Consider the following 21,738-nt stretch of genomic DNA (forward strand, 5'->3'; position numbering starts at 1 on the left):
GCGATCGCCTCATTCCCCTCATTGATTGACTACAGAAGCCCAGCCTATGTCTATGGCTTGCGTTACGGCTATCGCTTAACGACACGGGCTTTGCCCGACTAGCCGTAAGCCAAGGCTTGGTAGTTCACACCGAATTATCCGCGCCGAGGTAGCCCCTAAATTTTATTTATGGGGTAAGGCGCGGGCGATTTTAATCGCCGTCAAGTTTCTTTCTGGTTTTGAATGTACATTTTAATTGTGTCTAAAGTAGCACCTCCAACAGTGGATACAAAGTAGGAATTAGTCCACAGAGAAGGTAATCGGCTTTTTAATTCCGGGAATTCCAATCGTAAGTATCTAGATGTTACACCCTTAAATCTTTTTACTGCTTTGTGTACTCCAAATTGAGGGTCAATATCTATTAATAAATGCACATGGTCGGGCATTATCTCCATTTATAAAATTTCGACTTTTATCTCAATCGCTATTTTAGCAAGTAATTCTTTAAATCTAGACGCAACCGTGTTAACTAGTACTTTTCTTCTGTATTTAGGGCAAAAAATAACGTGATACTTGCAAGAGTAAACAATATTATTGTTTGATTTCAAACTTTCAGTTATTTTCCGAAATAGTAGTTTACTATATTGTATCTATATGATAAAATTCAGAAAAAAATAAACAAGCACAGGGAGGTGATTCAATCTTGGCAGCAAAAACATCTAGTTTCATAACGGAGATACCATTAATTACGACTTCAAAAGATTTGGCTATACTTGCTGCCAGATTGGAAGCAGGAAGACAACTTTATAACGCTGTATTATCTGAGGGTAAAACGAGACTTGAGTTAATACGTAATTCCGAACTTTACCAACAAGCGAAGGCTATTACCAAAACAAAGAAAAAATCGCGCTCTACAGCATTCCAAAAAGCTCGTGAAGCTTACATATTTAGCGACTATGATTTACAGGCTTTTGCCAATAAAACAGCTATTGCAAGCGTTTGGATTAAGTCTCAACTTGACGCAAATACCATCCAAAAAATAGCGACTAGAGCATTTATTGCTTTGGAACGAATGATGTTTGGCAAGGCGAAAAAGGTTCGATTTAAACAAAAAGGACAGTTTGCATCTTTAGAAGGTAAAACCAATAAGCAAGGTATTCGCTGGACTGGTAATTGTGTTGAATGGTCTGGATTAAAGTTAAAAGCCATTATTACCAATGACCCTGTAATCTTGCACGGTTTAAATTCAAAGTTAAATATGTTCGCTTAGTGCGTCGTAACCTCAACCAAAAAACGTACTGGTTTGCTCAATTGGTTTGTGAAGGGATGCCCTATCAAAAGCCCAAAAACATTATCAATGATGGTAATGTAGGTATTGATTTAGGCGTTTCAACTGTTGCAATTGTTGGAGATAATGAGACAATCTGGACTCGTTTTGCTGTGGAATTAGCCTCAAAACAAAAAGAGGTTAGAAAACTGCAACGTAAGATGGATAGACAACGGCGTGCAGGTAATCCTAACAATTTTAATTCTAATGGCACGGTTAAGAAAGGTAAAAAACGCTGGAATAAATCAAACCGCTATAAAAAAATTGCGATTAAAAAACGTGAAATTGAACGCAAACAAGCTGCTCACCGTAAGTCTTTACATGGTAGATTAGTGAACCAAACTTGAAGTTTGGTAAGAATATTAAAACCGAAAAAATTTCGGTTAAAGCTTGGCAAAAGAATATTTGGTAAGAGTATTGGTTTTAAATCACCATCAAGCTTTCAATCTGAACTAAAACGCAAAGCTGAAAATGCTGGTGGTACAGTTCTCATGTTTTCGACTCGCAAAACTGCACTCTCTCAAACTTGTCTGTGCGGAAATAAACAGAAAAAGTCACTATCGCAACGTGTTCATCATTGCTCAATTTGTGGGTTAAAGATGCAACGTGATATTTTATCTGCTTATTTGAGTCGTTACGTCGATCCAAAAACAGAAACTCTGTCAATCCAACTAGCTAGAGATGGTTGGTTAGGGATGGAACAATCCTTGCTGGACGGTTGGCGGAGTCGGGTCAAATCAATCTGCGAGAACTGCGACTAGTTCGCGCGTCACCTACTAATAGTGGGTCAGAGCGGATGTCCAGTAATCTAATAGCTTGTAAGGAGTCGGAATCTGTAAGGATAAACGAAACTTGCACAGCAAGTTGGAACCCCCTGCCTTCAGGCATGGCGTAGTTCAGAAAACCGATGCGCCGATTACGAATATATGCTAATTCGTCATTGTTTAGCGTAGTTAGGTTTCTGCCTTCTAGAACATAATGCCCGGATGTTGGGCGATCAAGGCAACCGATGATATTCATCAGCGTAGACTTCCCCGAACCAGACATCCCCATAATTGCGACATATTCTCCTTCCTCGATAGACAAGTCAATGCCCTTGAGTACCGGAACCTCGACTTCACCGAGACGGTATGTTTTCTGAATTCCTTCCATCCAAATCATGGTTGCCATATTAGGTAATCCTCTGCTTCAACAATGTTTTAATCGCTCCTTAGCGCCGCGATCGGGTCAAGACTGGCAGCATTGCGAGCTGGAATTACGCCAGCCAGAAGCCCAATTAGAAATGTCAAACCAAAACCAAGCAGGATTGACCACAGCGAAATCACGAAGGGAAATTTGAAGAGGTTTGACGCTGCGAAGGCGATCGCAACTCCTAGCCCAATCCCAATCACCCCTCCCATTGCCGCAATGATCACTGCCTCGGCTAAAAACTGGCTTAAGATGGCAGCGCTAGTTGCTCCAATTGCTTTGCGAATTCCGATTTCCCGCGTTCGCTCGACCACTGACACGAGCATGATATTTGCAATGCCAATGCCACCAACGATTAAAGAAATTGCGGCGATCGCCACCACCATCACCGTAAAAAGTGACGCTGTACTGGTGAGCGTGTTGATAATATCGGCGGAATTCACGATCCTAAAATCATCCGTATCTCCTTCTTCGGGAAAAATGCCATGTCGTACCCGCAAGAGATTCGTAATTTGATACTGAGCAGCGTCTAGCTGATCCTGGCTTTTGACTTTGACATAAATTCCTCTGACGGCAACTCCCTTGACAGAGTTGTTTCCCACTAACCGGGCAGACATATTGGTAAGCGGGATATAAATTTGTTCATCCGGGTTTTGTGGACCTTGCGACCCCTTCGCTTCCATAACGCCAATCACATCATAGGTTTGTCCAGAGATGCGGATTTGTGAGCCTTCTGCATTGCTTCGTGTCCCCAGCAGGTCATCTCGTGCGGTGGGACCGAGAACCGCCACAGGTTTTGCCCCATCGACTTCCTCCTGAGTGAAAAATCTACCTGTTTGAGGATGCGTGTTGCGTACATCTGGGTAATTGACATCAGTACCAATAATGGTCATCGAGTCGTTGTTTTGGGCATAGACGACTTGGGCATTCTGTTGCAGGAAAGCAGACACTTTTTCAACCCCTAAAACCTGCTGAGCGATCGCCTGAGAATCTTCCAAAGTCAATGTCGTGGCGCTTCCACTGCCCTGCCGCACCCCACCACTTCTGGCTGCACCCGATTGCACTTGCAAAATGTCGGTTCCGAGTGATTGTAATCGTTGCTCGGTTGCTTTTTGGGTGCCTTGACCAATGGCGGTGACGGCGATTACTGCTGTAATACCAATAATGATACCTAGCATCGTGAGCACGGTGCGGAGTTTATTACTCCACAGTGCCTCAATCGCCATTGTCAGAATTTCAAAGACTGATACCGAAGAACTCTCGATGAGAGCAGATGCCTGTTTAACCAGTGGTTTGCGCTTGCGTGATTTTATCATTGCTATACCTCGTTTGTAACACCAAGTCTAAAAACCACTGGGGGGACGACCACCACCGGCGGGAAAACCACCCATGCTGCCGGAACGACCACGCCTGTTACTGGAGTTACTATCTTTGTTAGAAGATCCTGGTGGCGCACTCACCAAAACTTTTTCATCTCCTTGTAAACCGGAGCGTACTTCGGTTTTGTTATTCACGGTAACTCCGGTATTAACTGGAACAAAGCGAGTGCCGCCGTTTTCCATGAGTACCTGCACCCCGGTACCGTTCTTCTGGCGTGCGATCGCCACCGTTGGGACAACAAGTACGTTATTCAATTTGCCTGCATCGAACTTTGCATTGACATTCATACCCGGACGCAGGAGAGTTTCAGGATCGGTGAGATCTACTCTGATTTCAAAGCTGGTGACATTAGAAGTCACCGTTGCCTGAGCCGCAACAGCCGCAACCTTCCCCTGAAAGGTTTTGTCGGGGTAAGCATCAGCTTTGATGGCGACCGACTGCCCTAGCTTAATTCTCCCAATATCAGTTTCGGCAACATTTGCCACAACCTGATAAGTTGATGCGAGCGATAGAATCGAAGAAGAGGTTGCACTAGATACTGCACTTCCGGATGTGGTAGGTGTGACGAAACCGCCCGGATCGGCATACTTGGCAGTTACAATGCCACTGAAAGGAGCACGAATGACTGTATCTTCAATCTGCGTTTGAATCGTTTTTAGGTTGCCTTGTTGCTGAATTACCTGAGCGCGTGCAGAGTCAATATCTTCCTGGCGTGTTCCCGCTTTCAGCAGTGCTAAAGCTTCCTGTCTTTGCTTCACCACCGCTTTTGCTTGCTCGATATCTTCTTTGCGTGACCCTGCTTTTTGCAATGCCAACGCTTGCTGTGCTTCGTTTACCTGAGCTTGGGCGCTGTCTTTGTCGGCACGTTTTTGGTTTACAGTCTGAAGGGAAATGGCACCAGCATTGTATAGTTGCTGATTGCGGTTCAAATCATCTTCCGCTTTTGTTAAACTTGCTTGAGCACTTTTTAAACGTGCCTCAGCCTGACCGATATCTTCAGGGCGGTTACCTGCTTGTGCTTTTTGCAGATTCGCTTGGGCTTCTTCTAATTGTGCCTGTGAAGCAGCAATATCTTGAGGGCGATTCCCTGCTATTGCTTTTTGCAAATTTGCCTGGGCAGAAGCCAGAGATCCCTGTGCTTGAATCAGTTGTCCTTGAAAGTTTGAGTCATCCATGTATGCTAGGACTTGTCCCGCTTTAACATAGTCACCTTCCTTCACAAGCAAGCTCTTTAGCCGCCCAGAGTTTTTGGGGCTGACGTTGGTTGATTGTTTTGCTTTAATTGTGCCGTTGGCTGAGATCGTGATAGGTAACGTCTCTCGCTCGACTGGGACTGTCAGCATTTTGCTTCTGGCTTGCTGGCTTGTGGAAATCATCGTCTGACGGTAAACGAGATATCCACTCCCCGTTAGTGAACTGAGAATCAGTAACCCAATCAGCCACTTGGTTAGTTTGTGTTTCATCAAGCCTTTTCTTGAAGGCTTGAATATAGTGGGTTGAGGAGAATCAAGTGTCATACGTTTCTTTGCACTTGGGTTGTAAACAACAATTGAGTCGTTGCAATGCCCTTGCTTCTACAAACCTTCGCTCAAATTTCTGGTGAGAGTTGAAAGAGTCGATAGTTTCAATTACGGAAAAACTGGGTTTAAAGCCCTTCCTCAAAATTAATCGGACAGACCACTACCTGTTTGCAGGAGGACGCGGTGGAATGCCCAGTGCCTCTGTCAACTGTTGTTCAGTTACACCCAGCTTTGCCGCCGCCGCCTTAAAATCGGGGCGAGGAGGACGCCCATTTCTATCGGCTCCATTTGGAGGATTGGCAGGCACTCCCAGCGCATCCTTTAACTGTTGTTCAGTTACACCCAATTTCGCCGCAGCCGCTGCAAAATCAGGGCGAGGAGGACGCCCATTTCTATCAGCTCCATTTGGAGGATTGGCAGGCACTCCCAGCGCATCCTTTAACTGTTGTTCAGTTACACCCAACTTCGCCGCCGCCGTCTTAAAATCGGGTCGAGGAGGACGCCCATTTCTATCGGCTCCATTTGGAGGATTGGCAGGCACTCCCAGCGCATCCTTTAACTGTGCTTCTGTGACTCCCAGCTTCGCCGCCGCCGCTGCAAAATCAATCCGGGGTCTTCGCCGCTGTCCTTGCGGTGGTTGGTTAGGCGCATCTGTTGCCTGTGCGATTTGATGCAATGGAGCTTCGGCATTTGCCTGATTGGGTGAAGTAAAAACCAATGTGCCAGCCAGAACAGAAATCGCTGTCAGGACTAATGCTTGATTAATTTTCATGCTCGTTCACCAAAAGGTAGATTGTTTACATTTCTCATTCAGCCAACCCAAAATGACACTTCGCCCTGCTTTTTAATTACAGTTTTGTAATTTTTGTCATTAAATAAATTGCGTCAAAACTCAAACTCAGTGTTATGTCAACAAGTAAGACTTAATGCGATTATTTGAATAATTATTGAAAAGTGACTGCTATTATTGACAAAGCAGTCACTTTGGGATATTTACGCAGCCAATGACTCAAATCACGCCATCTGAAGTCCAACATCAAAGGTTGCTGCGTAGCCTTGTCCATTCTTGGTGAGCTTGAGCAACAATTGGTCGCCACCATCTTGAAAAATTCCGTCCTCAACGTTCTTTTGCGTGCGCTGTCCCTTACTGGCGTACGGTGCTTGGGTGTATACGCGATCGCTAATCGAGTCATCAAAGTACAGCTGTGACGTAAACTCATAACGCTGCCCTGATGTCGCATCTGTGCGTACCTTAAAATGGATATGGACCGTTCTGCCTGGATACCAACCAGGATAAATGGTTGTGAACTCGACAATTCCATTTGCGTCCGTCACTTGATAGCCGCGCAGGAACTTTTTCCCGACGGTATTGAAACTTCGGTCTGTCACGTCCGAATAAACGCCTAGGGCGTCACAGTGCCAAATATCCACGATCGCACCTGCTAGAGGGGTGCAGCCACTACCGCTGATCTCAGAAACGCGAAGCGTCAGTTTGAGCGGCACACCGTCTTTCACCGAACCGTCCGACGGATCGGAGCGGATGTCGGAGCGGTTGAGCTTCTCGTCCACGAAATAGGGTCCTTCAGTCTGCTCCGGACGCACGATACATGCAGGCAAGGTAGCAAGATTGCCGATCGATGATGCTGCGACGGCTACACTCGACTGTGCCTGTGCGGAGCTAGACTTTCTAGGTGTGCATCCAACCAGAAATATTGCGGTTCCGGCTACCCTAAAGAAACCAAGTGCCTCTCTTCGACTTAAAATCCGACCTAATTGGTGATTGTTGTTTTTCATACTGCCTATTTTTTAAGTATCACAATTCAACTGCGAACGCATAACCGTGCAGAGCCTCTATGCCTTCCTTCTAGGGTGCCGCAGGCAGAGGGTCGAGTGCAACAATCTGGTTTGAAATGCAGTGTATTTACTTATCTGTCTCCAAATTGTTTACATTTCTGATTAAGCACAATCAAAATGACAGCTTGCCTGCTTTGTAAATTACAGTTTTGTAATTTGAGCCAAAGAGTAATGAATCTAGAATGGAGCAATAGGTGAAGTCATAACATAAATAGTTGTAATAATATAGTTGTGAACGTTCTGTTTGTCGAAGATGAAGCAAAAATTGCTAACTTCGTCCGGGCTGGATTGAAGGAGCAGGGATTTGTCGTAGACTACTGCGACAACGGTGATGAAGGCTATCTGCGGGCATTAGACAACGAATACGACGCGATCGTACTCGACATTATGGTGCCGGGAAAAGATGGGCTATCAATTCTTAAACAACTGCGGCAAAAAGGTCGGAATGCTCCTGTGATTTTGTTGACGGCTCGCAATGAACTCGACGATCGCCTGTCCGGGCTGAATTTGGGAGCCGATGACTACATTGCCAAACCGTTTTTTGTGGAAGAGTTAGCGGCTCGAATTCATGCCGTTGTGCGCCGGAGTGTGGGCGTTCGCGGAGCGACTCCTTCGGAGTATCGCCAAAATCTGCTTGCGGTTGGACAGCTCAAGCTCGATCGCATCACACGAGAAGTCACCTGCAATCAACAGGCGATAGAACTCACCAGCCGCGAGTTTAATCTTCTGGAGTATCTCATGCGCTCTCCGGGACGGGTTTTTACCCGTACCCAAATTCTGGAACACGTTTGGGGCTATGACTTTAATCCCAACACGAACGTCGTGGATGTTTGTATCCAGAGAATTCGTAAAAAAATTGACCCGATTGATGAAGCAGGCTGGATTGAAAGCATTCGAGGCGTTGGATATCGGTTTCGCAAGCCAGAGCCTCAATCATGAAACTGCGTTCGTTTCGACTCCGGATTGCCCTGTTGTCTACGGCTTTGGCTGGAAGCGCATTAGTAGGATTTGGCGCAGTCTCCTGGTTCCAAATTTACAATGCTCAGATCAGCCGCCTCGATGCACAACTGTTAAATCAGTTGATGCGGGCAACTCGTCCACCCGAACGAGAGCGATGGCAGTTCTACGGAGACTCATTAACCTATGCCTTTGGAACAAAGACAAAAATCCCGATCGCACTGCTGGTGCTTGACGCAAACGGCAACACACTTTATCAATCCAACGAAGTGCCTGGCGACAAGGACGTAAATCGTTTGCTGCTTAAGCGTCTTGAGTTGACTCCTCTGCCACAGTTTCCTAAGCGTCAACCACCGCCAAAACCTGAGAGTACAAATCCATCCGCCCTTGCACCACCCTTGATTCCCCCACGCCCACCTCGATTCGTCACCCAGCAGACGGCAACAGAAACCTGGCGGATTGGGGCAGTTAAATTTCGCAATGTTCAGGTTGCCATTGCTGTTAGCCTGCAAGCCGTCAATCAAGAGATGGCTACCATTCGCAATATCTTCCTTGTTTCAATTCCGGGGGCGCTTGTGCTGGTTGCCTCTGGGGCATGGTTGGTTGCTGGTAGTGCGTTGCGTCCCATAGGTCAATTAACAGGTGTTATTCAACAGGTGACGGTTAAAGGGTTAGATCAGCGAATTCCAATTGGGACAACGGATGTTGAATTTGTCGAACTGATTCGGGTGTTTAACCAAATGCTGGAACGCCTGGAACGCAGTTTTACACAAGCTTCGCGCTTTAGTGCTGACGCCGCCCACGAACTGAAAACCCCACTCACCATTCTGCAAGGCGAATTGGAACGAACGCTACAACAGGTGAAGAACGGAAGTGAAATGCAACAGCGCTTAAGCAACCTGTTGGATGAGGTACGCCGCCTGAGTGGAATTATGCGGAAACTCTTGCTGCTGTCTTTGGCAGATGCGGGACAAATGAGCTTGTATTTGGTTGAGGTGGATATGTCACAGTTGCTCATCGAGATGGTAGAGGATGTGGAACTGCTGGCTCCCCACCTGAGTGTACAAATTGATATTACTGATGGATTACGGGTACAGGGCGATCGCGATCTCCTCATTCAAGTTCTGCAAAACCTGTTGAGTAATGCCATCAAATACAATCTCGCCAACGGCTGGATACAGATTCACGCTCACCAAACTGAAACAACTCTCTACGTCACGATTGCTAATGCTTCAATTGACATTCCAGTCAGCGATCGCTCACGCATTTTTGACCGCTTCCATCGCGGTGATCCTGCGCGAACCCGCAAGGTAGAAGGAATCGGACTGGGACTCAGCCTAGCCCGTGAAATTGCCCGCGCACATCGTGGCGACCTCATCCTTGACTCAACATCGTCCGGTCAAACAGCGTTCACCCTCACCTTGCCGATTACGTTACACAGTTGAGCGATGGCTTCCCACCAATAATCTCTTTCTGCTGCTAACCCTGCTGAGCGATCCACTCTAAAATCCGATTCCATGCCCACCACTGGTCGGGGTCTTTTGCTTGGCGCTGGCACTCTTTACTACTTATATAGCCAACATGACCGCCGTAACGGGTTAGTAACAAATCTACCACGGGGTTGCTAGCACAGGCAATTTGCAATTCAGGTATGATTGCTGGTTCAAAGAACGGGTCGTCTTCGGCGTATATAATCAAAGTTGGTTTTGTCAGGTTTGGCAGCAGTGGTAAAGCGCTACTTGCGTTGTAGTAAGCTTCCACTGTGGGAAAACCCAATCGCTGTATTACCAGTTCGTCGTCAAAACCCCAGATACTGTTAGCTCTTTCAATCGCTTGCGGGTCAAGAGTTCCAGGATGAGCATCATGAATTCGCCATGCGAGTTTTTTCAACTGCCGCGCGATCGCCCTCTCAAAATATTTTCCCACAGGGTGTTTGACCAAAAAAGAGAGCGATCGCGCTGAATCCAAACTCGGACAAATGACTGCTGCACCGCCAATGTCGCTATCTTCTAGCCCTAAATTTTCATCCTCTTTAGTTAATTCCACAGCAGCTTTCACTGCCCATAGCGCCAATTGTCCCCCCAGAGAGTAGCCCGTAAACCAAAATTTTCCTGGGCATCCCATTGCTTTGGCAGTGGCGCTAATGCGAACAAAATCTTCTCCCTCGTACAACCCATCACTTGTTAACGTTGGCGACAACTGAGCCGTCTTACCGTGGGCACGCCAATCAAAGAGTACGACGGCATACCCTTGAGCATATGCTTTGCGCCCCAGCAGCCTCAAATACCATTGGTCATCCAAATCGCCTGTAATGCCATAAGTGCCGACGATAGTGCCATGAGCATTTTCAGGGATAGCTACCCAGCCAAAAATGGGTACTCCTTGGGCACCTGTAAAGATTTTTTCCTCATAGGGCGGCTCTGGGTTTTGGGTTGTACGTTCCCAATCACGACTAGCCCGAAGAGCGGTGTAGAGAGTCAGGACAACACCGTTTTGCAAAAACCACGCTGGACTGTAAGAGGAGTCACACATTAAGACCAAAATTTAGTATAGTTTAGGTTTGGTTGCACAATCCTTTATTCTTAATCTTTATGTTAGATTTAAAATATTTTTTATAATCAATAAAGCAATCTTTGTATCTACCAAAGGTTCTTATTTATCCTTAATAAGTAGTAATAAATTTTTACTAATGCCGAGGATTCTTGTCATAGACGATGACCCTGCAATTTCAGAACTCGTTGCCGTCAACTTAGAAATGGCTGGATATGATGTCAGCCAAGCTGAAGACGGCATCAAAGGTCAGGCGCTAGCTCTCCAGCTACAGCCAGATTTGATTATGCTCGACTTGATGCTGCCCAGGGTAGATGGATTTACCGTTTGCCAACGCCTGCGGCGGGATGAGCGTACAGCCGAGATTCCCGTGTTGATGTTAACGGCTTTAAGCCAAACTCAGGACAAAGTCGAAGGTTTCAACGCTGGCGCAGATGATTACCTCACCAAGCCCTTTGAAGTTGAAGAAATGCTAGCACGGGTGCGGGCGCTCTTGCGACGTACTGACCGAATTCCTCAAGCTGCCAAGCACAGCGAAATTCTCAACTACGGATCGCTTACCTTGGTTCCAGAACGGTTTGAAGCGATATGGTTTGGGCAAACAGTGAAACTGACTCACTTGGAGTTTGAGCTTCTGCACTGCTTGCTGCAACGCCACGGTCAGACAGTTTCCCCCAGTGAAATCCTTAGGGAAGTCTGGGGTTACGATCCAGATGATGATATCGAAACCATTCGCGTACACATTCGCCACTTGCGAACCAAACTAGAACCTGACCCGCGCCATCCCCGCTACATCAAAACGGTATATGGTGCGGGTTACTGCTTGGAGTTGCCCAGCGTACCTCAATCAACTGAAGGTGCTTCGACGACATCAGGAGTTGAGTAACGAAAGTTAAACAAGGGAGGTGATGACCCTGCGGAAAGTCGTTATGCGTCTTGTGCAGTCTTCTGCGCTGCTGATGGCTCGACCTGCTGCAAAGTGTCTCACATATTGGTTTCCAAGTCTACCAAAAAGGGGCGCGGTTTGATTTGATGGAGGATAAACTTACTCTCGCGCCCCCCGTGATAGATAATTGCGCCTCAATTCGACTATCATTGTCTTTAAGTTGATTCAAAAAATTGACACTCTACGCTACGGAAAATTTAGAGAGTGCCAATAGTGTATCGTGTACCCAATTTGTTTGATTTCAAGACCGCCGAGCTAGGGGTTTTAACCCCTGGCTATACGCAGAACATGAATACAGATGATGTATGAGCGGTTAGCAATTGATCAGTTGTTTGCCCTCAAGGATTTCTTACGTGTTATGAGGTAGATGCCTAGCACTGATAACCCAACTGTGCTTCCTGTTTCAGGAATTTTTTGCGGTGGTGTCACCCGAGTGATTCTGCCATAGAGACCTGGTGTCGTTTTCTGATCTTCAAGAACACGAAATTCGCGAACACTTGTATTACCGCCATCTTGGCTAAAGCCAATGATATTCAGTAAGTACTCATTGCCATCCAACTTGAAACTGCGAGTGCCAAAATTTTCTTTGACATACACAGTATCGGCATCGTCGTCAGGATCTTCTCCTGAGTTCGTTGTATTATCAAGCAGAAAGCCGAAGTTGAAAACTTCGCTGAGATTACTCGGGTCGGTAAATGATAAAGTGAGATTTAAAGGTACGGAATTAACGTTCGTATTTTCCTCAACCTTGCCGTTGTAGTATTCTAAAGCTCCTATCTTAAACAGTGAGCCGACGTCGTCTGTGGAAATAGAATTTCCAGTAAAGATCAGTTGATTTGCAGGTGTTCCATAGTTGTTTTCACGATCATCTGGACGAGGACGTCCCCAAGTAAATGTGTTAGTTCCCACACCAGAAAAAATGGGGTCGGTATTGCTCCCTGAATTAGGTGTTCCCCAGATACCACTCGAGTTGCCTAAAAAAGTTAGACCCTGAGCTTGACTGGAGAAACCAAGCGCTGTGATCACACTCACAGCAAAAGTTGACAAAGCAGTTGCAAAAACTGGACTTAGTTTCATAGCTAGGCTTTTACTCCTATTCAGGAGCTTGTCTCAAGTTGGTATCCCGTCCACCTTAGTAAATCCACGGAAAAGTTGCCAAGAAATTAATCGAATTTTCATGAAATCTTTATATAGACTTTGTAAATTCTTATCAAAGCAACTCTCTTTTGAGATTGTTCATAACGCTATTATTATAAGGCTTTCACAAAATATTTAGTGTTATTTAAAGGTTAACCTAAACTTAACATATAACTTTTTTATCAGAAAAACAAAGCAAAATGCACATATAACAGTGAACAGTTATCAGTTGTCAGATCAACAAGGATTTTTTTTGATTTCTCCACGTATGAATTCGGGAGCGTTTCACTTAGTGTTTTGTCCTCGGTCGGTGCGACTAGTTTGTTGCTGTATCCCTTTTTCGGATGACATGAGCACTGTTTACTGATAACTAATAACTGTTCACTGTTAAATTGACGAGGTATGGAGTTTTTTTTTACTTCCCCACCTCTTCGTGTCCCTTCTAAGGAGCAAGGGCGTTACCGCGAAGTAAGCTACCAATAGTCTTGGCAGTAATTTTCAGTTGAGTGATGGGATTAGCCGGCACAACTGTTTTGTAGAGATAGCTATCAAAAGTCAGCCGTTGGACATCCAGGTCAGCGCACATTTCCACAAAAGCTTCGCGGGTGGCGTCAGAACGGTAAAATACGGATTGCAGGAGATCCAGTACTTTGTAGGTCAGCCCGTATTTGCGATCCCAGCGCTTAATATACACCTTGAGGTCAGCTTCTGTAGGAATGCGGCTACCGCCATTCGACATTTCTACAATTGTTTCGGCACACATCCGTCCTGATTTGGCTGCAAAGTAAATGCCTTCACCAGAAGACTTGGTGACATAACCAGCAGCATCACCCACCAAAGCTATTCTGCCAACAACGCGACGCGGACGCGGATGTTCGGGAATCGGGTGTGCTTCTACTTTGATAATTTGACCGCCAATCAGCTTGCGGGCTGCACGGGCGCGGATACCAGCTTGCAATTGTTTGATGCTAGCTTTGTTAACGTGCATCGTACCAGTGCCTACTGCGACGTGGTCGTATTTGGGGAAAACCCAAGCGTAGAAATCTGGAGACACATCGTCGCCGACGTACATTTCGGCGAGATCTTCGTAGTAAGCCATTTTGTCTTTAGGTAGACGAATACGCTCTTGGAAGGCGATCGCATAGTTGTAATCCCCTGCATCCATTTCTTTGGCAATGCGGGAATTTGCCCCATCAGCCCCAATGATCACATCGACTTTCAGGGTTTTGGCAATACCTTGGGCACCGCCTTCTGTGTGGTCTACATAATGAATGGTATAGGGATCTGTATTATTGGTCGGAATATCGAGTTTATGAACGGTGGCATTAATTAAATTTGCGCCCAATTTTGCCGCGCGATTCCGCAGATAACCATCTAGCACCTCACGGCGGCACATTCCTATATATTCGTCTTGTTTTTCTAAATTGATGTCAACCTCACGATTCGAGGGCGAAATCATTTTCATCTTCCGCACTTGGCGGTCAATAATATTCTGCGGCAGGTCAAATTCACTCACCATGCACAAGGGAATTGCACCGCCACAAGGCTTGGCATTGTCTAGCTTGCGTTCAAACAGGTAGGTTTCAATTCCAGCTTTGCAGAGCGTTTCTGCGGCAGATGAACCAGCTGGACCGGACCCAATAACAGCAACCCGTAGTGTCAAAGGTCTTCTCCCAATCTTGACATTTACCGAAAGCATCGTATCACGGACTTTTGCTAGAGTCTGCACTCCACTTTCGAGATTTGATATAAATGCAATATTCCTTAATATTTCGCTACAAACACTTAGGTTGAAAATTGGTCATCGAAAATTTTTATGCAAATTTTACGGTATTGACGCACAAGGTGTGTTTATTGAAGCCGAGGAGATCCAACCAACCTTTCTGGTTGCCTTTGAACCTGATCAATTTCAAGAGTCCTGCATCCTGTATCTCTATTTTGAGGCGATGGGCAACGAGTTGCAGTTGCTGCACATCGCGAGCCGTGAATTCGTGAGGCTCCAAAGTGCCGACGTGCAGCACCCCAACCACTTCTTGATTCAAGGACACGGGGATGCCGACGAGCGATCGCAGACCCTTCTGGCGTAAAATAGGGCTAATAACCTCGACCTGCGCCAGGTTATTGACTATCATTGGCGACCTACTTGCGGCGATGCGACCAGCGACGCCCTGTCCCATTGGGATACGGATCTGTTGTACAATTTCCTCCTCAAGTCCGAGGGTAGCGTACACTGCTAAATTCTGCCGATCCGCAATAGGCAGCAGCAACGTAACGGTATCTACAGACATATACTCTTGCAGCCACGCGAGCAGCTTTTTCAAGGAAGCGGCTAGCTTTGTTGTCGTGCCGTTCTGCTCCCCAGCTACAAACACATCCCAGCCCCTATAAGGTTTTGGTAAACCAGTATAATCTCCCCAAAATACCATGATTGCACTCCAGTAACTGTAAAATACTGACGTTGCTACGGTTGCATAAGCTCCCACCTCCCCGTCCTTCCCTAATCCAAACGAAGTGGGGATTCGGGGGAGGGGTCGGGGGCTGGGGTACTTTTATTATTGACTTATGATATATGTAATATACGCTAATCTTCTTCCTAAACCGTAGATTAGTTGCACAGGTGCAGTAGCAGTGGGCATACTATGGGCATAGTAGTTGAGAACGTATCCAAACAGTTTGGCAGTTTTAAAGCAGTCGATCAGGTCAGTCTAGAAGTTGAAAGTGGCTCGCTGGTAGCGTTGTTGGGACCGTCAGGTTCCGGAAAATCTACCCTGCTACGGCTGATTGCAGGTTTGGAGTTGCCAGATACTGGTAGAATTTTGCTGACTGGCAAAGATGCGACATATAAAAGTGTGCAAGAGCGGAACATTGGGTTTTTGTTCCAGCACTATGCCTTATTCAAGCATCTAACAGTGAGGCAAAACATAGCCTTTGGCTTAGAGATTCGCAAAGCAACAAAAACAAAAGTCAAAGAGCGAGTCGAAGAATTGCTGGATTTAGTGCAACTACGTGGACTGGGTAATCGCTACCCATCGCAGCTTTCCGGCGGTCAACGCCAACGGGTAGCATTAGCACGGGCATTGGCAGTAGAACCCGAAGTATTACTCTTAGATGAACCATTTGGCGCACTCGATGCCAAAGTCCGTAAAGATTTACGGGCATGGTTACGCCGCCTCCATGATGAAGTTCATGTTACCACAGTTTTCGTCACCCACGACCAAGAAGAAGCAATGGAAGTCTCCGATCAAGTCGTGGTGATGAATGAAGGGCGCGTGGAACAGATAGGCACGCCAGCGGAAATTTACGATTATCCAGCGACAGCATTTGTCATGAGTTTTATTGGACCTGTTAACGTGCTGCCCAGCACAGCACAGATTTTCCGGAGTAATGGGTTTGATTCTGCACATCCAGAAACATTTTTGCGTCCGCAAGACGTGATTGTGGAAAGGATCGCCAATGGAGCTACGGTACCAGCTACGGTTAGTCGGTTGATAAATCTAGGTTGGGAAGTGCAAGCAGAGTTGACCTTAGATGACGGACAAGTAGTTACAGCGCATTTGACGCGCGATCGCTTTGACGAGTTGAAGTTGGAACCGCAACAAAAGGTTTATGTGAAGCCCAAGGATGCAAAGTCTTTCCCGCTTTATTACTCGATTTAGCCGTACTATTCCTGCACGTGGAATGACTTTGCTACCTTTGCCAAACTTGCAAGGGCGCACAACCCGTTTCTTAACTGCTGCTCAAATGCATTTGCCCTCAAGTTATGAGGATTATGACTTGAGCGCACTGACTTCTAATTTCACCATACGAACATGTACTAATCCATTTTGGTCAAGCGGAATCCTTTCCAGGTATGTCTCCACAAAATGAGTGATAAAATCGCCCCGTTTACTCTCAGGTACGCACTGTGTGAAAGGCATCCAGGTTGTGCGTATCCAACCTGTTAAACCCTCTTTACCAAAATGCGTCATGTCTTTTGGAATTAACTCAAGCCGCTCAATGTTAAAACCAGCTTTTTCTAACCATAGTGAATAGTCCTGATCCCCGTAGAAGAAATAGGGATTGTGAAAGCCATCAAAATAGTGCTTCCAAGGTTCGCAGGAGATAAGTTCAGAAAAAATTTGCACGCATATCCGCTGCAGTTAAGAGACCACCACATGCAATAACCAACCGACCCCCACGCCGCAACGACCGACTCGCACCTCCAAGAAATGCTTGGTGATCGTCAACCCAGTGCAGTGCCTCATTTGAAAAGCACAGATGGAACTCCTGCTCGAAATCGAGAGAACGTGCATCAACACAAGCGAAAGAAAGATTTGGATATACATGAGCCGCATAGGTGCGAGTAGCATAAGCAATCATATCGGGGGAACTATCTATACCAACCACTCTGCCTCTAGGTAAAGTAGTTGCAAAGTCAGCCGTAATTTTTCCATCTCCACAGCCAACATCCAGAACGGATTCATCACCTTGCAAATTAAGACTTTGCTTTAGTTCCTTTGCCCATTTCAATTGAGCATCCGAGTTTTTCGCATAGTCTTGTGGATTCCACTTCATACACTACTACCCAAGTTGAAATACAATCCGTGAAGATGTCCTGACATCTTATCACACAGCTTGTTGCTGAGCGGACTTTTGTAAAGCAATCTCTCCTGCACCACCTTCAGGCTGCGGTAGTCCTACACCCGACACTGGATCTGCCCTTACGGATACGCCTCTCTAAAGTTCGCAAAGGGCGCGAGTGAGGTTTTAACGTAACTTGGTAGGAAGTGAAACAGTAGCTTGGGATTCTCTTTAAAAATTCTTAATAAACAAAATTCAAAATACTATGATAATCATTATCTTAGTCGAAAATCAGACTTAGATGGAGAAGCATTGTGGTTGCGAATAACAGGACCTGGTTTCTTAAGCAACGAATTCAAACAGGGAAAGCATCTGTGTCTATTGCAGTCAGCTTTTTAGTGTCAGCACCCCTAGTGTTATCTACCGCACTGACATCAGCACAAGCTCATGACGCTCATAGTCATGCTGATGAAACTGAATACTTCATAGGGCGAGATACTTTGCAGGTTCTTACCAGCGGTACGTACGCTGGATTGGAAAACCCAAACTACAATCGTCTGACCTTTCTATACGCACATAGGGAAGAAGACCCCACAACCAACCATTTCCACGGCATTGGTGCTTACAGCTATTTAGGATCACAAAACAGTCCAACCATTACCTTAACCAGCACAAATAACAGAATTCCTGAACCATATACACAACGATCGCCTCTAACATTATTACCAGGAACAGGAGTTTTTACTGGTCGTTTAATTACCACTCCGACAAACGAGGAGTACAGCGATCTCAATATACAGCCTGTGCGATCGCTCCAAAATTCTACCGAACCAGAAAACCAATATCTGTTTAATAGCAGTAATAGTCGTTGGCAAGGATCGCTTAAGGGAGCAACAATTGGTTTACAATTGGTGTCATTAAGCAATGGTTTAAATATTGCTGACCAGTCAGGGTCAAATCTCTTCAACTCTGTTGGCGATATTTACACTATCGGCACTGGGGATGATTTTTCTTTCACTCCTACTTTTTGGACTGACGCTGCTACCCCACAAGGAAACTATTCAGCTACATTCAAGCTTATAGATTTAGGTACTGCTAATAACCGCACACTTCTCGGCGAGTCTGGCACCTTCAGTTTTGATTTTCAAGTCAAGCCAATACCTGAACCTACAACCACAATTGGACTCGGTGTTGTTGGGTTACTAGCGTTTTCGCTTTTTCGACACAAGAAACGTACTGCTAACAGATTGGGTAGCTAATCAGGTGACAATAGAAAGCGGGTTTCTTGGAGAAAGCCGCTTTCTGTCTACAGTCGATTAAATTTCAGGAAGATAATAAAAAGTCCCGAACCGCTTCAACCACAGCCTGTGGGTATTCCTCATGCATTCCTAACGAACCTGGAAGAACAACTGTTTGTACTCCCGGTAAAGTTGCCAAAGCATCCATTTCAGCACGAGATTTCGCAGGGCTGGATTCTCCAATAACAACTTTCAACGGTACAGACAAACCCCGAGCAAGTGCTAGAAAATCATCTTGGTTGTCTACAGCATCGAGGGTACCAGTGACAAACGCAGCCGGAGCATATCTTCCCCCTGGCTGTTGAGTATTGCGCCATTTATGCTGGATGAAGTCGGGCGTCAGTTTTGCCGCATCTACGTAGACGTGGCGGCGATACATAAAACTCAGGAAAGAGGGTAAGGTGTTGAGCTTGTAAAGAATTTGACCAACAAAAGGCGATCGCACTAACTCTCTAACCATCCCAGTAGTTTGCTGATTCAGTCCCATAACCCGTAACGGACCGCGCCAAGTCGGAGCTACCAAGACTACACGCGAAAATGCTGATGGTATTTTATTTGCAAGTTGCAGAACATACGCTGCGCTATGACCAGCCGCAACCACTGCTACTGGCGTCTTTATTACAGATGTGACGAAACCTTCCAGAAATTCCTGGTACAAAGCTGGTCCATAATTTACCGCTAGGCGTGAGGATTGCCCAAAACCAGGCCAATCCACTGCGACTACTTGAAAATTGGGAGAGAGCAATTTGCCGATTTCGCCCATTTCTGAGCGCATAGAAACGGTACTGAAAGCTGGGAGTAGCAAAAGCTGCGAACCTTTTCCTAAACTTTCATACACAGCACGCAATTGCTGGTTTTCCCAGTTCCAAAAATATTCTTGAACGACTCCACCAATCTCACTATAGGGAGATGCAGATAATAAGTTGGTTGACATGACAAAACATTTTCTTAAAAGGTTTGGCTATTTGAGTTTTCTGATAAGTCAATAGTCCGGTGTCCATAGCCTATAATCCATAGTTTTTTACTATTAACTATTGACTATTAACTATTAACTAACTATTGACGATTAACTATATGTTAGCCATTAGCGATTAACTGACATTCCAACGCTTTTTTTTGCATAGTTTTAAAAATGTTGTAAAATCCATTAGCTCGCGAGGGTGTCAGGCTGACATTTAAACCTGTTTCTTGAATAAAATCTGGAGTGAGTTGCACAATTTCACCACAGGTTAATCCATTTAACCCTTCGACCAAAAGCCCGACTAATCCTTTGGTTAATTGAGAATCAGAATCTCCTTGGAATATGACTTTATCGTCTTCCAGAGTCGCTGTGACAAAAACTTGGGAAGCGCAGCCAGAAACTTTGTTTTCTGGTACTTTGTCAGCTTCTGGGAACTCCTTGAGCCGCTGACCATACCAAATGAGCTGTTCATAACGTCGCTTAGGGTCAGAGGCTCGTTGGAAGCGTTGGACAATTTTAGCAAGATTTGGTGGCAAGGAATCAATGGTAGAGGACATAACACAGGTAGGAACTATGAATCTACATCACCTTGAGTTTAAATTATCTTCATGATGATTGCTTGTTTACTGTTAATTAACCTCTTTCCAGAAAGGCTCATTGACACTTAGCACTTGCCTGACTACGTGAAACATTATTTAGGGGTCATTCGTCATTACATACCGTAATACCCCAACCTACGGGTACCTTGAGGATGGGGCATTATGGTGCTTTTGGATAATTTATGGCTCTTGTGTGCCTATTTTCCTCGCTTGTTCACTATCCTGTCACAGGAGCAAGACCTCGCATTTGACGAATACCATTGATGCAGGCTACGCAATCACAGCCATATTTGGCTACGGCTGCTTCGCTTTCTTCATCAGTGAATTTCAGTTCTCCGGCGGCTTTATTTTGATCGCCTTGTGGTGCGGCAAATTCCACGGAGGAACCAGAAGTGTTGTTAACCCGCGAACACGTTAGACGAGGGGTTGCTTTGTGAGGGGAACTTGTGCAGGAGAGATTGTTGCTGGCTGGCTTCACTGTTTGATTTGCTCTAGCTGGTTGGGTCATCATTGCCAAAGACAGCATAGAAGCAAACAGTACTGGACTAGAAAGCAAGGTGAAGACAAATTTTCTGTTCATCTGCTTAAAAACATCTGTAACTACAGAAGGTATGGCTTTAATGTTTTCAGATCCTTTGGTTGGTATTCAGTAAATTTTGTGCAAAGTTGCGTCATGAAATTGCACTTAATACTAACAAAGTAGCCATCATTGTACCAGAAGCGATTTATCGCGTCCAGAAAAAGGCAAGAGGAATAAAGAGGTAGATGCAGCTAAGGAGAAACACTTGACACGAAAAATGAAACTGTTCTCTCGTCTTTTTTTACTCGCCCTTGCGTTCAAGCTTACTTTGTTTGATGTAAATGAGTCTTTACTGCAATTTTGAACTACCTTTAACCAAATGGAAAAATACGTAACATAGTAAGTCAAAGTTATTGACTGAGTTAGCATGAGCTAAGTTCCTGACTCAGGCGAAGTCAGTCAAAATCTCAGCATCCAACCAAATGTAGTTAGTAATAATAAAGACAAACGTGGTTTTAGCAGTTGATTGTACGCCGGGAATATGTCGAGTAGATCCCGCAAATTCATTTGTGGGCTGTGTTGCGAGCTTAAGCCAAATCTCGGTACACTGATAGTTCATCCACTCTCATTTCAAAAGGCATTCCTTGACCCTTGGGAGGACAGAGGCGAATTTTTGCACTGCTGACAAGTGTATGTAGCAATGCAGCCATCGTCACAAGTTTCTGTAACATACGCCAGTTTGTCACTTGGTCTGGACATTCAATGACTAAAGTCAAAGTACTCACGTGAGTGGTTACGTACCAGCGACAATTAGACAATAAATCTTGGATAGTGCGATCGCACCCTTCATAAAAGTATCTACTAATAGAATACTCGAGTTGCTGCCGCAGGATAATATCTGCTGATGTAGCTTGAACAGGGCGTGAATCCTCTTCGTGAAAAAAATGTTTGCTCTTCATCTC

Annotated in this window: 22 protein-coding genes and 3 pseudogenes; 9 read left to right on the plus strand and 16 right to left on the minus strand. The window is 45.5% G+C overall.

Annotation, left to right across the window (positions count from 1 at the left end; translation table 11 throughout):
* Positions 1–200 precede the first annotated feature (200 nt).
* Positions 201–599 (minus strand): annotated as a pseudogene (gene tnpA / locus V5G28_RS33240) (IS200/IS605 family transposase).
* Between the two features lie 83 nt (positions 600–682).
* On the opposite strand from tnpA, the gene V5G28_RS33245 reads away from it, so the two are divergent.
* The 4 genes and pseudogenes from V5G28_RS33245 to V5G28_RS33260 all read left to right on the plus strand — a co-directional run bounded on the left by V5G28_RS33245 (position 683) and on the right by V5G28_RS33260 (position 2,067).
* Positions 683–1,249: a hypothetical protein gene (locus V5G28_RS33245; RefSeq protein ID WP_336231525.1), complete on the plus strand. Its 567-nt coding sequence runs from the start codon at positions 683–685 to the stop codon at positions 1,247–1,249.
* Between the two features lie 56 nt (positions 1,250–1,305).
* Positions 1,306–1,653: a hypothetical protein gene (locus V5G28_RS33250; protein WP_336231526.1), complete on the plus strand. Its 348-nt coding sequence runs from the start codon at positions 1,306–1,308 to the stop codon at positions 1,651–1,653.
* A 144-nt stretch (positions 1,654–1,797) separates the two neighbouring features.
* Positions 1,798–1,872: pseudogene (locus V5G28_RS33255) on the plus strand (hypothetical protein); the annotation flags it as partial.
* Positions 1,873–1,905: 33 nt separating this feature from the next.
* On the plus strand, positions 1,906–2,067 hold the full coding sequence (locus tag V5G28_RS33260) for a hypothetical protein (protein ID WP_332994288.1): 162 nt from the start codon (positions 1,906–1,908) through the stop codon (positions 2,065–2,067).
* 136 nt (positions 2,068–2,203) lie between these two features.
* Here V5G28_RS33260 and V5G28_RS33265 read toward each other — a convergent pair.
* The 5 genes and pseudogenes from V5G28_RS33265 to V5G28_RS33285 all read right to left on the minus strand — a co-directional run.
* Positions 2,204–2,476, minus strand: a pseudogene (locus V5G28_RS33265) (ATP-binding cassette domain-containing protein); the annotation flags it as partial.
* Positions 2,477–2,505: 29 nt separating this feature from the next.
* Positions 2,506–3,720, minus strand: coding sequence for an ABC transporter permease (locus V5G28_RS33270; protein ID WP_332994366.1), 1,215 nt, complete (start codon positions 3,718–3,720; stop codon positions 2,506–2,508).
* A 117-nt stretch (positions 3,721–3,837) separates the two neighbouring features.
* On the minus strand, positions 3,838–5,391 hold the full coding sequence (locus V5G28_RS33275; RefSeq protein ID WP_442994313.1) for an efflux RND transporter periplasmic adaptor subunit: 1,554 nt from the start codon (positions 5,389–5,391) through the stop codon (positions 3,838–3,840).
* A 163-nt stretch (positions 5,392–5,554) separates the two neighbouring features.
* A complete protein-coding gene (locus tag V5G28_RS33280) occupies positions 5,555–6,166 on the minus strand; it encodes a hypothetical protein (protein ID WP_332994292.1) in 612 nt (203 codons plus the stop codon).
* Between the two features lie 242 nt (positions 6,167–6,408).
* Positions 6,409–7,188 carry an intradiol ring-cleavage dioxygenase gene (locus tag V5G28_RS33285; RefSeq protein WP_332994294.1) on the minus strand — a complete coding sequence of 260 codons (780 nt, stop codon included), beginning with the start codon at positions 7,186–7,188 and terminating at the stop codon, positions 6,409–6,411.
* Positions 7,189–7,479: 291 nt separating this feature from the next.
* Here V5G28_RS33285 and V5G28_RS33290 point away from each other — a divergent pair, with 291 nt between their 5' ends.
* Both V5G28_RS33290 and V5G28_RS33295 read left to right on the plus strand, forming a co-directional pair.
* A complete protein-coding gene (locus tag V5G28_RS33290; protein WP_332994296.1) occupies positions 7,480–8,187 on the plus strand; it encodes a response regulator transcription factor in 708 nt (235 codons plus the stop codon).
* Positions 8,184–9,650 (plus strand): sensor histidine kinase, encoded by a 1,467-nt coding sequence (locus V5G28_RS33295; RefSeq protein ID WP_332994298.1) that lies wholly within the window; start codon positions 8,184–8,186, stop codon positions 9,648–9,650. The genes V5G28_RS33290 and V5G28_RS33295 overlap by 4 nt, the downstream gene beginning before the upstream one ends.
* 34 nt (positions 9,651–9,684) lie before the next feature.
* Here V5G28_RS33295 and V5G28_RS33300 read toward each other — a convergent pair whose 3' ends face one another.
* The gene (locus V5G28_RS33300) at positions 9,685–10,737 is read right to left on the minus strand and encodes a YheT family hydrolase (protein ID WP_332994301.1); all 1,053 of its coding nucleotides are present in this window, start codon (positions 10,735–10,737) and stop codon (positions 9,685–9,687) included.
* Positions 10,738–10,894: 157 nt separating this feature from the next.
* On the opposite strand from V5G28_RS33300, the gene V5G28_RS33305 reads away from it, so the two are divergent.
* Positions 10,895–11,641, plus strand: coding sequence for a response regulator transcription factor (locus tag V5G28_RS33305; protein WP_332994304.1), 747 nt, complete (start codon positions 10,895–10,897; stop codon positions 11,639–11,641).
* 384 nt (positions 11,642–12,025) lie between these two features.
* Here V5G28_RS33305 and V5G28_RS33310 read toward each other — a convergent pair whose 3' ends face one another.
* The 3 genes from V5G28_RS33310 to V5G28_RS33320 all read right to left on the minus strand — a co-directional run bounded on the left by V5G28_RS33310 (position 12,026) and on the right by V5G28_RS33320 (position 15,264).
* Positions 12,026–12,778, minus strand: coding sequence for a choice-of-anchor K domain-containing protein (locus V5G28_RS33310; protein ID WP_332994306.1), 753 nt, complete (start codon positions 12,776–12,778; stop codon positions 12,026–12,028).
* Positions 12,779–13,280: 502 nt separating this feature from the next.
* The gene (gene chlP / locus V5G28_RS33315; protein WP_442994314.1) at positions 13,281–14,537 is read right to left on the minus strand and encodes a geranylgeranyl reductase; all 1,257 of its coding nucleotides are present in this window, start codon (positions 14,535–14,537) and stop codon (positions 13,281–13,283) included.
* A gap of 115 nt (positions 14,538–14,652) precedes the next feature.
* The gene (locus V5G28_RS33320; protein WP_332994310.1) at positions 14,653–15,264 is read right to left on the minus strand and encodes a GAF domain-containing protein; all 612 of its coding nucleotides are present in this window, start codon (positions 15,262–15,264) and stop codon (positions 14,653–14,655) included.
* 213 nt (positions 15,265–15,477) lie between these two features.
* Here V5G28_RS33320 and V5G28_RS33325 point away from each other — a divergent pair, with 213 nt between their 5' ends.
* Positions 15,478–16,494, plus strand: a complete 1,017-nt coding sequence (locus V5G28_RS33325) for a sulfate/molybdate ABC transporter ATP-binding protein (protein WP_332994313.1) — start codon at positions 15,478–15,480, stop codon at positions 16,492–16,494.
* Positions 16,495–16,605: 111 nt separating this feature from the next.
* Here the strand turns inward: V5G28_RS33325 and V5G28_RS33330 are convergent, their stop codons facing one another.
* Positions 16,606–16,962, minus strand: a complete 357-nt coding sequence (locus tag V5G28_RS33330) for a hypothetical protein (RefSeq protein WP_332994315.1) — start codon at positions 16,960–16,962, stop codon at positions 16,606–16,608.
* Complete coding sequence (locus tag V5G28_RS33335) at positions 16,946–17,392, minus strand: class I SAM-dependent methyltransferase (RefSeq protein ID WP_332994317.1); 447 nt, start codon at positions 17,390–17,392, stop codon at positions 16,946–16,948. Before V5G28_RS33335 ends, V5G28_RS33330 begins: the two co-directional genes overlap by 17 nt.
* Before the next feature lie 380 nt (positions 17,393–17,772).
* On the opposite strand from V5G28_RS33335, the gene V5G28_RS33340 reads away from it, so the two are divergent.
* Entirely contained in the window at positions 17,773–18,657 is an 885-nt protein-coding gene (locus tag V5G28_RS33340; RefSeq protein WP_332994320.1) for an all3515 family Zur-repressed PEP-CTERM protein, read from the plus strand.
* 64 nt (positions 18,658–18,721) lie between these two features.
* Here the strand turns inward: V5G28_RS33340 and V5G28_RS33345 are convergent, their stop codons facing one another.
* The 4 genes from V5G28_RS33345 to V5G28_RS33360 form a co-directional block, all read right to left on the minus strand.
* A complete protein-coding gene (locus V5G28_RS33345; RefSeq protein WP_096569394.1) occupies positions 18,722–19,630 on the minus strand; it encodes an alpha/beta fold hydrolase in 909 nt (302 codons plus the stop codon).
* 143 nt (positions 19,631–19,773) lie between these two features.
* Entirely contained in the window at positions 19,774–20,214 is a 441-nt protein-coding gene (locus V5G28_RS33350) for a SufE family protein (protein WP_332994323.1), read from the minus strand.
* A gap of 259 nt (positions 20,215–20,473) precedes the next feature.
* Positions 20,474–20,836 carry a hypothetical protein gene (locus tag V5G28_RS33355; protein WP_096569388.1) on the minus strand — a complete coding sequence of 121 codons (363 nt, stop codon included), beginning with the start codon at positions 20,834–20,836 and terminating at the stop codon, positions 20,474–20,476.
* 527 nt (positions 20,837–21,363) lie between these two features.
* The gene (locus V5G28_RS33360; RefSeq protein WP_096569385.1) at positions 21,364–21,735 is read right to left on the minus strand and encodes a hypothetical protein; all 372 of its coding nucleotides are present in this window, start codon (positions 21,733–21,735) and stop codon (positions 21,364–21,366) included.
* Positions 21,736–21,738: the final 3 nt, after the last annotated feature.

Source organism: Scytonema sp. PRP1 (assembly GCF_036697665.2).
Taxonomy (GTDB): Bacteria; Cyanobacteriota; Cyanobacteriia; order Cyanobacteriales; family Nostocaceae; genus Kalymmatonema; species Kalymmatonema gypsitolerans.

Bases quoted from the DNA above. Each gene is read 5' to 3' on its own strand.
- V5G28_RS33345 (WP_096569394.1), bottom strand. From the start codon at position 19,630: ATGTCAACCAACTTATTATCTGCATCTCCCTATAGTGAGATTGGTGGA.
- V5G28_RS33360 (WP_096569385.1), bottom strand. From the start codon at position 21,735: ATGAAGAGCAAACATTTTTTTCACGAAGAGGATTCACGCCCTGTTCAA.
- V5G28_RS33310 (WP_332994306.1), bottom strand. From the start codon at position 12,778: ATGAAACTAAGTCCAGTTTTTGCAACTGCTTTGTCAACTTTTGCTGTG.
- V5G28_RS33335 (WP_332994317.1), bottom strand. From the start codon at position 17,392: ATGAAGTGGAATCCACAAGACTATGCGAAAAACTCGGATGCTCAATTG.
- chlP (WP_442994314.1), bottom strand. From the start codon at position 14,537: ATGCTTTCGGTAAATGTCAAGATTGGGAGAAGACCTTTGACACTACGG.
- V5G28_RS33280 (WP_332994292.1), bottom strand. From the start codon at position 6,166: ATGAAAATTAATCAAGCATTAGTCCTGACAGCGATTTCTGTTCTGGCT.
- V5G28_RS33355 (WP_096569388.1), bottom strand. From the start codon at position 20,836: ATGAACAGAAAATTTGTCTTCACCTTGCTTTCTAGTCCAGTACTGTTT.
- V5G28_RS33295 (WP_332994298.1), top strand. From the start codon at position 8,184: ATGAAACTGCGTTCGTTTCGACTCCGGATTGCCCTGTTGTCTACGGCT.
- V5G28_RS33305 (WP_332994304.1), top strand. From the start codon at position 10,895: ATGCCGAGGATTCTTGTCATAGACGATGACCCTGCAATTTCAGAACTC.
- V5G28_RS33325 (WP_332994313.1), top strand. From the start codon at position 15,478: ATGGGCATAGTAGTTGAGAACGTATCCAAACAGTTTGGCAGTTTTAAA.
- V5G28_RS33275 (WP_442994313.1), bottom strand. From the start codon at position 5,391: ATGACACTTGATTCTCCTCAACCCACTATATTCAAGCCTTCAAGAAAA.
- V5G28_RS33320 (WP_332994310.1), bottom strand. From the start codon at position 15,264: ATGGTATTTTGGGGAGATTATACTGGTTTACCAAAACCTTATAGGGGC.
- V5G28_RS33250 (WP_336231526.1), top strand. From the start codon at position 1,306: ATGCCCTATCAAAAGCCCAAAAACATTATCAATGATGGTAATGTAGGT.
- V5G28_RS33300 (WP_332994301.1), bottom strand. From the start codon at position 10,737: ATGTGTGACTCCTCTTACAGTCCAGCGTGGTTTTTGCAAAACGGTGTT.
- V5G28_RS33270 (WP_332994366.1), bottom strand. From the start codon at position 3,720: ATGGCGATTGAGGCACTGTGGAGTAATAAACTCCGCACCGTGCTCACG.
- V5G28_RS33285 (WP_332994294.1), bottom strand. From the start codon at position 7,188: ATGAAAAACAACAATCACCAATTAGGTCGGATTTTAAGTCGAAGAGAG.
- V5G28_RS33260 (WP_332994288.1), top strand. From the start codon at position 1,906: ATGCAACGTGATATTTTATCTGCTTATTTGAGTCGTTACGTCGATCCA.
- V5G28_RS33350 (WP_332994323.1), bottom strand. From the start codon at position 20,214: ATGTCCTCTACCATTGATTCCTTGCCACCAAATCTTGCTAAAATTGTC.